This window comes from Mesorhizobium sp. M7A.F.Ca.MR.245.00.0.0 (assembly GCF_003997415.1).
Classification (GTDB): domain Bacteria; phylum Pseudomonadota; class Alphaproteobacteria; order Rhizobiales; family Rhizobiaceae; genus Mesorhizobium.
Window position 1 is genome coordinate 1 of sequence record NZ_RZTE01000084.1, and the last position, 5,358, is coordinate 5,358.

The 5,358-nt window shown below is 66.3% G+C and carries 6 protein-coding genes; 4 read left to right on the forward strand and 2 right to left on the reverse strand.

Annotated elements, in window-relative coordinates; all coding sequences use genetic code 11:
- Positions 1 to 107: 107 nt before the first annotated feature.
- Positions 108 to 902: an SDR family oxidoreductase gene (locus EOB80_RS34000; RefSeq protein ID WP_127332345.1), complete on the reverse strand. Its 795-nt coding sequence runs from the start codon at positions 900 to 902 to the stop codon at positions 108 to 110.
- A 206-nt stretch (positions 903 to 1,108) separates the two neighbouring features.
- On the opposite strand from EOB80_RS34000, the gene EOB80_RS34005 reads away from it, so the two are divergent.
- On the forward strand, positions 1,109 to 1,564 hold the full coding sequence (locus EOB80_RS34005) for a MarR family winged helix-turn-helix transcriptional regulator (protein WP_127332347.1): 456 nt from the start codon (positions 1,109 to 1,111) through the stop codon (positions 1,562 to 1,564).
- Positions 1,565 to 1,588: 24 nt separating this feature from the next.
- Here EOB80_RS34005 and EOB80_RS34010 read toward each other — a convergent pair whose 3' ends face one another.
- Positions 1,589 to 2,767, reverse strand: a complete 1,179-nt coding sequence (locus EOB80_RS34010; protein ID WP_127332349.1) for an MFS transporter — start codon at positions 2,765 to 2,767, stop codon at positions 1,589 to 1,591.
- A 208-nt stretch (positions 2,768 to 2,975) separates the two neighbouring features.
- Here EOB80_RS34010 and EOB80_RS34015 point away from each other — a divergent pair, with 208 nt between their 5' ends.
- From EOB80_RS34015 to EOB80_RS34025, 3 genes are all read left to right on the forward strand, one after another.
- Complete coding sequence (locus tag EOB80_RS34015) at positions 2,976 to 3,332, forward strand: helix-turn-helix transcriptional regulator (protein WP_127260980.1); 357 nt, start codon at positions 2,976 to 2,978, stop codon at positions 3,330 to 3,332.
- Between the two features lie 76 nt (positions 3,333 to 3,408).
- Entirely contained in the window at positions 3,409 to 4,173 is a 765-nt protein-coding gene (locus EOB80_RS34020; protein WP_127321977.1) for a metallophosphoesterase family protein, read from the forward strand.
- 300 nt (positions 4,174 to 4,473) lie between these two features.
- Positions 4,474 to 5,268 (forward strand): SH3 domain-containing protein, encoded by a 795-nt coding sequence (locus EOB80_RS34025; RefSeq protein ID WP_348629546.1) that lies wholly within the window; start codon positions 4,474 to 4,476, stop codon positions 5,266 to 5,268.
- Positions 5,269 to 5,358: the final 90 nt, after the last annotated feature.

The following is a 5,358-nucleotide window of genomic DNA, read 5'->3' on the forward strand; positions in this document are numbered from 1 at the left end:
TCGCATGGGCGGACGAGGCGCGCCCTCCCCCTCCCCCTTGTGGGGAGGGTCGCTGCGGAGCAGCGGGGTGGGGGTCCTGGTTCGCAAAGCGAACCAGCCTTGCCAGATCAAGCCGCGTAGCGGGCCGCCGGCTTGTCGGCGTGCAGGCTGCCGTAGAAGGCCTGCCGGGCACCGAGGAAAATGTCCAGTTTGGCCGGCTCGGCGAGCGCCGGCACGGTGACGGCTTCACCCCTGGCAAGGCCGACAAGGGCCGCATCGACCATATGGTCGGCGCTCATGACGATTTCCTTCGGAAGCTGGTCGATATCGCTGCCGGCAAGCTCCCAGAAATCCGTCCGTGTCGCGCCCGGCAGCACCACCTGCACCTTCACCTCCGTACCCTCGACCTCGCGGTGCAGAGCCTCGGTGAAGTTGACGACATAGGCCTTGGTACCGCTGTAGATGCCGCCGAACGAGGTCTCATAGGCGAGCACCGAGGCGATGTTGACGACCGCACCTCGGTTGCGCGCCAAAAACCCCGGCAGCACGGCACGGGTCAGCCGCGTCAGGGCGATGACATTGACCTTGATCATGCGTTCGGCAGCGTCCGCATCGGCGGTTGCCACCACGGACTGGCCGCCAAGGCCGGCATTATTGACCAGCAGCGTCACGCTGTCGTCGCTGGCAATCGCCTGTTCGACGCGGCGGACGTCGTCGTCGTTGGAAAGGTCGGCGCTGATCACGCTGACCTTGCGGCTGTAGGTCTGGCGCAGCTTCCCGGCCAGTTCCTCCAGCCGGTCGGCGCGCCGCGCCACCAGCACCAGATCGTAGCCCTGCCCCGCCAGCCGGTCGGCATAGACCGCGCCGATGCCCGACGAAGCACCGGTGACGACCGCCGTGCCCTTGTTGCCCTGTCCACTCATTGTCCTGTTCCTTCTTCGACTGATCTGGTTCGTTTCGACTGACCCGGCGCCGTGGCATCTGCCGCGCTACCGAAAGCCGCGTGATTGATTTAGTGGCATATACCACTAATTGGGAAGTAGGCATATGCCACTATCTTGTCAATGATACGGACGGGGATTATTTGAGGGGAGCAGCCGGGCCTCATTCGCCGGCGCCAAGGACCATCATGTCAAAGGACAGCTTGCCCGGCCTCACGCTCTGCAACAACGCCGCGCTGCGCCGCGCGGCGCGCAAGCTCGGCAAGTTTTATGATGATGTGGTGGAGCCGTCAGGCCTCAAGGCGACGCAGCAGGGCCTGCTCTACCAGATCCATATCGGCGACGAGCCGGCGATGGGGGCCATCGCCGCGTCGCTGATCATGGACCTGTCGGCGCTCGGCCATACGCTGAAACCACTGATCCGCGACGGCTATGTCGAGACCTTCGCCGATCCGGAGGACCGCCGCGTCAAGCGTGTGCGGCTGACGCCGCAGGGGCTGGCCAAGCTTGAGGCCGCGATGAAACTGTGGCAGATCGCCCAGCAGCGTTTCGAGCATGTCGTCGGCAGGGACAAGGCTGAAAAGCTGCGCGCGGCGCTGGATGACATCGCCGCGCTGGATTTCGATCTGCCGCCGGCCAGCTGAGCCGGCCGACGGCTTTCAAAGAGATTACTCGGCAGGCATCTCTACAGGCCGAGCCGCCCGGCGGCCGGCCACCACGATGCCAAGCCCGATGATCGGGAAGATCGCGGCGACCAGGCCGAGATCGGCCGGCGCGCCGTAGCGCAGCACGGCACCGCCGACCACGGCGCCCAGCGCCACGCCGAGATAGAGTGCCGAGGCGTTGAGGGACAGCACGATCGGGGCGGCATCGGGCGCCAGCTTGATGATGCGGCTCGCCTGCGCCGGCGGGAACGCCCAACCGACGATGCCCCACGGCACCATCATCGCCATCAGAGCCGGCCCGGCAATATGGTGCGGCAGGAACGTCGGGATGACCGACAGCAGGACCAGCATGCCGGCACTCAGCGCCAGCGACCAGCCGACGGTGCGGGTCGCGCCGAACCGGTCGGCAGCCTGGCCGCCGCCAATGTTGCCGATGACGGCGCCGACGCCGAAGGCAAGCAGCATGCCGGGCAGCGCGATCTGGGTGAGACCGCCGCCCTCGATGGCAAGCGGCGCGACATAGGCAAAGACGGTGAAGGCGCCGATCAGCGCCAGCACTGTCGTCAATAGGATCGGCATCACGCCGGGACGCAGCGCTGCCGCCAGCCTGCGCTTCAAGGGCAGCCTGGTGCCAACGATGCCCCGCGGCAGCCGGTACCACAGGATCGCGCCCGCAAGCGCGCCAAGACCGGCGATGGCAAAAAAGGTGCCGCGCCAGCCGGCAACGGTGGCAACGAGCGCGCCCAGTGGCGCGCCCAGGGCAACGGCCACCGTGGTGCCGCCGACGACGACGGCGATGGCACGCGCCCGGTGATGGTCATCGACCAGCGCCACCGCGGTGCCTTGCGCGGTTGCGGCGAACAGGCCCGACGACAGCGCCATGACGATGCGCGCGACCAGCAGCAGTTCGAAGGAGGAACTCAAGGCAGCGGCGATGTTGCCGAGCACGAAGAACACCAGCGTCCACAGGATGACGCGGCGCCGGTCCCATTCGCCTGTCAGCGTCGCCAGGATCGGCGTGCCGATCGCATAGGCGAGCGCAAAGGCGGTGATCAGCGTGCCGGCCAGCGGAATGGAGATACCGGCATCCGCCGCGATGTCGGGCAGAAGGCTGGAGATGACGAAGCCTTCGGTCGAGATCGTGAACGATCCGAGCGCGAGCCAGAAAAGGCGCTTGTCCATGGCGGGATGTCCTTAGTTCAAAAGTTATTGAACAATTGGACATAATAGGGCATCATGTCAATGAAGCCAGGGAAAAATAGCTGAACCTTCCTGACAGCCCTGTGTCAGGACAGGTCGGAAGCATCGGCGCCAGACGGAGAAAGGTCGCGTGCGGGCCAACAATGATGGATGCGTTGAAATCGGACCCGACTGTGCTTAGTTTCGAGCCATGACCTTGCCACACCCCAATACGGACCAGATCAGCCTGCCGATTGTGCTTGGCGTGCTCGGCGACCCGACCCGGCTCGCCATCGTGCGCTATCTCGCCAGCAAGCAGGGCGTGCCGCTGAACTGCAGCCAGTTCCTCGATTTCGGCTCGAAGACCAATCTGAGCTATCACCTGGCCAAACTGCGCGAGGCCGGCGTCACCCGCGCCGAAGTGGTCGGCACCAACCGCATGATCACACTGCGCCGCGCCGATCTCGACGCCCGCTTCCCCGGCCTGCTCGACAGCGTCATCGCCGCCGCCGGCGACGATCCGGCACTGCCGGCGGTCGGCGGCCACGACATCGAAATCCACGCCTGACCTTGCAGAACTTGGGTTCCTCGCCCCACGGACGTGGGCAAAAGGAAAAGCGGCGTCACACAGGAGCCTCCCGAAAATGCGCATCGCCGTCCTCGCCGATATCCACGGCAATGTGCTGGCGCTGGACGCCGTGCTTGACGATCTGAAGCGGCGCGGCGGCGCCGACCTGACCGTCAATCTCGGTGACAGCGTTTCCGGCCCGCTGTGGCCGCGCGAGACGTTTGCGCGGTTGGAGGCGCTGAACCTGCCGACGGTGCGCGGCAACCACGACCGCCGTGTCGCCGCCGACCCCGCTGATGACACCATGTGGCCCTCCGACGTCTATGCGCAGGCGCGGCTGACCGAGACGCAGCGCCAGATGCTTTTCGCCCAGCCGCTGACGCTGGAGATCGCACCCGGAATCATCGCTTTCCACGCCCGTCCCGACCATGACGAGAAATATCTCGCCGATACCATCGTCAATGGCCAGCTGGTGCGTGCGCCGTTGGCGGCGATCCGGCGGCGGCTGAAGACGCTCGACCCGGCTTGCCGCATCGCGCTGTGCGGCCACAGCCACCGCGCGGAACTGATCCGCGTCCCCGATGGTCCCGTCATCTTCAATCCGGGCAGCATCGGCTGCCCTGCCTATGACGATTCCACACCGCCGGCGCATGTCTCCGAGCAGGGCTCGCCGTATGCGCGCTACGGCATCGTCACCTTGGGCAGCAACGGCCAGCCCGACCGCTTCGAGGCCATCGCCGTCGACTACGACCACGAGGCGGCCGCCAGGCAGGCCGAACAGGCGGGCCGGCCGGAATGGGCTCACGCGCTCAGAACCGGCTTCATGCCCCTGCCCGGCTGAACGCTCTTGCGTTCATGCCCGGCTGAACGCTCTTGCGCGTTCACGCCCGTGCGGCTGAGCTGCCTCACGGCCCGGCGGTCCGGGTTGAGGCTGGCGAAACGGCGAGCCGAATTTTCGGGCTTACATGGCGCCGCATCGTCCCTTATAAAACCGGCCGGGCTTGCGGCGGGCTCGATCCGCCGCGGCACGGTATCAGCGCACGGCCAAACGATGAGGCGCACAGTTACGCTCCGAACAACCCTCCATGCGCTGATTGCGGCTCCGCTGTTGATGACGGCGTGGCCGGTGATTGCCCCCGCTATGGCTGAAGAGATGGCCCAAGAGGCGCCGGAGCTCGTCATCTCCGTCGTCACCGGTCTGGCGCCGGACGACCTTCTCAAAGTCCGCACCACCGCATCACCGGTCGCCACGGTCGAGGCGCGGCTGAGCAGCGGCGACATGGTCACCAATCTCGGCTGCAACGACATCAACGGCTACAAATGGTGCAAGGTCGAAAGCACGGGCAAGGAGAAGCTGAGCGGCTGGGCGCCGGCGCGCTATCTCATCCCCCTCAATCCGGCCCCCTATGTCGAAGGCGAGACAAGACCGGCCGATGCGCCGGTGGTTGCCTCCACCGGCAGCGCCAATGACGCCGGGCACGCCTCGGCGCCGGATCAATCGCAGGCTACTGGCTCAGCCAACAGCGCGCCGGTCCCGCCGCCCGACCTGACAGCGCGGCTTGGCGGCGCCGGCCCGGCAGCCGAAAGCACGCCAAAATCCGCCGCCGAAATCGGCCGCGCCGCGATGCAGGATGCGTACGTACGGGCGCTGGCGGCGCCTGACGTCCCGCCGGATCCCGAGATTCCCTGCGCCCGCTATGTCGGCCAGCCAATGGAGCGCTGCAAGGTCAACGTCGTACGCACCGCCGACAAGGCAGACGTCACGGTCACCTGGCCCGACGGCGGCACGCGCATCATCTCCTTCCGTGCCGGCCAGCCGGCTGGTTCCGACGCGCCCGGAGACTTCCGCTTCACCCGGGAAGGCAGCCTCAACATGATCCGCGTCGGGGTGGCCGAGCGGTTTGAGATCACGGATCAGCTGGCGCTGCGGAATTAGAATTTATGGGAGTAAGGGAGTAGGGGAACAAGGGAGTATGTTTGGAATGCCTTCGAACCCACCCTACTCCCCTACTCCCCTACTCCCCTA

Excerpts from the sequence above, each read along its gene's own strand:
- EOB80_RS34025 (WP_348629546.1), top strand. The coding sequence starts at position 4,474 with ATGGCTGAAGAGATGGCCCAAGAGGCGCCGGAGCTCGTCATCTCCGTC.
- EOB80_RS34005 (WP_127332347.1), top strand. The coding sequence starts at position 1,109 with ATGTCAAAGGACAGCTTGCCCGGCCTCACGCTCTGCAACAACGCCGCG.
- EOB80_RS34020 (WP_127321977.1), top strand. The coding sequence starts at position 3,409 with ATGCGCATCGCCGTCCTCGCCGATATCCACGGCAATGTGCTGGCGCTG.
- EOB80_RS34010 (WP_127332349.1), bottom strand. The coding sequence starts at position 2,767 with ATGGACAAGCGCCTTTTCTGGCTCGCGCTCGGATCGTTCACGATCTCG.
- EOB80_RS34000 (WP_127332345.1), bottom strand. The coding sequence starts at position 902 with ATGAGTGGACAGGGCAACAAGGGCACGGCGGTCGTCACCGGTGCTTCG.
- EOB80_RS34015 (WP_127260980.1), top strand. The coding sequence starts at position 2,976 with ATGACCTTGCCACACCCCAATACGGACCAGATCAGCCTGCCGATTGTG.